Source organism: Burkholderia anthinoferrum (genome assembly GCF_002925705.1).
Taxonomy (GTDB): domain Bacteria; phylum Pseudomonadota; class Gammaproteobacteria; order Burkholderiales; family Burkholderiaceae; genus Burkholderia; species Burkholderia semiarida.
On record NZ_LFZP01000080.1, the window covers coordinates 1 to 2,401 of the forward strand.

The following is a 2,401-nucleotide window of genomic DNA, read 5'->3' on the forward strand; positions in this document are numbered from 1 at the left end:
AAAGAGACTCGTGAGCGCATAGCTCGCCGCGAGGCCGCAGCCGAGCGCGAGCATCGGCGACCACGCGAGCCAGTTGCACCATACGGATACCGGCGCAATCAGCTTGCTGTAACGAACCCAGCCGATCGCGCCGTACACCGACGCACCGCCCGATTTATGCGGAAACAGGCTGGAAATCTCCGCGTAGGTCGCGCTTTGAATCAGCCCCATCGTGATCGCGGCGATCCACACGGCCCACGCCGGGTGGCCGATCGTCGCGGACACGCCGCCGATCGTGAACAGCACGCCGGCGGGCACGCCGCTCGTGACCCAGAACGCGTCCTTCCAGCTGAGGCCGCGTTGCAGCGTGTGGCCGCCGGCATCGTGCGGCGTATCGGCCGCGACGTCGGCGGCATGGCGGATGGGCGATCCTGCATCGTTCATGGTGCTTGCTCCTGAGTGGTCGAGTTCCCGGCCGGCGGGACCGGCAAGCGGATCGGGCAGGGTGCAGGCATTGTCGAATGCGCGGCTGCGTGAAATGAATCGGCCCAGTCTGAAAATCGGCCGGTGCTCGGACCGGTCCGAGCCGGCGCATATTTTTTCACTCGCCGATCGTGCCGCCGCGAACCGCGACGATAGCGATCGCCAATCGAGCCGATATGAATAAGTCAATTCACGGCCGGCTTACATGCGAATTACAGTGAGGCCCCATTTCAAACATGGAGTCGACAGATGTACAACACGCAAGCCGCATGGCGTACCGCTTTGCTGGTATGCGCGACCGTCCTGACCTTCGACGCGAGCGCATCGACACTGACACGCGACAACGGCGCGCCCGTCGGCGACAACCAGAACTCGCAGACGGCCGGCCCCGGTGGCCCCGTCGTGCTGCAGGACGTCAACCTGATCCAGAAACTGCAGCGTTTCGACCGTGAGCGCATTCCGGAGCGCGTCGTGCACGCGCGCGGCACCGGCGCATACGGACACTTCATCGCGACCCGCGACATTTCCGACTACACGCAGGCGAAGGTGTTCGCGCCGGGCACCGACACGCCGGTGTTCGTCCGGTTCTCGAGCGTGATCCACGGCGGCACGTCGCCGGAGACGCTGCGCGACCCGCGCGGCTTCGCGACGAAGTTCTATACGTCGGAAGGCAACTGGGATCTGGTGGGCAACAACCTGCCGGTGTTCTTCATCCGCGACGCGATCAAGTTCCCGGACATGGTTCATTCGCTGAAGCCGGCGCCGGACACGAACATCCAGGATCCGAACCGCTTCTTCGATTTCTTCTCGCATCAACCCGAAGCGACGCACATGCTCACGCGCCTTTATTCGGACTACGGCACGCCGAGAAGCTATCGCGAGATGGACGGCAACAGCGTGCACGCGTACAAGTTCGTCAACGCGCGCGGCGACGTGCACTACGTGAAATTCCACTGGAAGAGCTTGCAGGGCGAGCACAATCTCGACGCGAAGGAAGCCGAGCGCATTCAGGGCAAGGACTTCAATCACATGACGCGTGATTTGCAGGCGGCCATTGCCGCCGGCAACTTCCCGAAATGGGATCTGTATATCCAGGTGCTGAAGCCCGAGCAGCTCGCGCGCTTCGAGTTCGATCCGCTCGACGCCACGAAGATCTGGCCCGACGTTCCCGAGATCAAGATCGGCACGATGACGCTCGATCGCAATCCGGCGAACATCTTCCAGGAAACGGAGCAGGCCGCGATGGCGCCGTCGAATCTGGTGCCGGGCATCGAGCCGTCGGAAGACCGGCTGCTGCAAGGCCGCCTGTTCGCGTATGCGGATACGCAGCTGCATCGGGTGGGCGTGAACGGGCTGCAATTGCCGGTGAATCGCCCGCGCGCCGACGTGGCGAACCACAACCAGGACGGCGCGATGAACGGCGGCATGACCAAGGGCACCGTGAACTACGAGCCGAGCGCGGCGAAGGATCTGTCGGCGGATGCGCGGTACAAGTACAGCCGGCTGCCGCTGACCGGCACGACGCAGCAGGCGCCGATCGCGCGGACGCGGAACTTCGCGCAGGCCGGTGCGTTCTATCGATCGCTGCCGGAGAACGCGCGCAAGGATCTGATCGCGAATCTCGCGGGCGATCTGGGGCAGGTGAAGGACGAGAACGTCAAGTACACGATGCTGTCGTATTTCCAGAAGGCCGATCCGGAGTACGGCCGCAGGATCGCGCTGGCCGTCAATGCGGATCCGCGGCGCGTCGAGGCGCTGGCTGCGCGGCTGGCGGACTGACGCAAGGTTGAACCCATGATGAAAACGGCCAGTCGCGAGACTGGCCGTTTTCGTTTGCTACGTGAGCGGCGTGAAGCCGTCGGTCACGCGAGATCGAAGCGGTCGAGGTTCATCACCTTGTTCCAGGCGGCGACGAAGTCGCGCACGAACTTCTCCTTCG

2 protein-coding genes are annotated in these 2,401 nt (G+C 63.9%); one reads left to right on the forward strand and one right to left on the reverse strand.

Annotated features, from left to right (window positions below; translation table 11 throughout):
* The coding region (locus tag C5F75_RS35950) for an amino acid permease (protein WP_146075248.1) at nt 1-423 on the reverse strand (423 nt) is incomplete at its 3' end.
* Between the two features lie 288 nt (nt 424-711).
* Here C5F75_RS35950 and C5F75_RS35955 point away from each other — a divergent pair.
* Nucleotides 712-2,241: a catalase gene (locus C5F75_RS35955; protein ID WP_059578074.1), complete on the forward strand. Its 1,530-nt coding sequence runs from the start codon at nt 712-714 to the stop codon at nt 2,239-2,241.
* Nucleotides 2,242-2,401: the final 160 nt, after the last annotated feature.

Coding starts and splice junctions, on each gene's coding strand:
- C5F75_RS35955 (WP_059578074.1), top strand. CDS start 712: ATGTACAACACGCAAGCCGCATGGCGTACCGCTTTGCTGGTATGCGCG.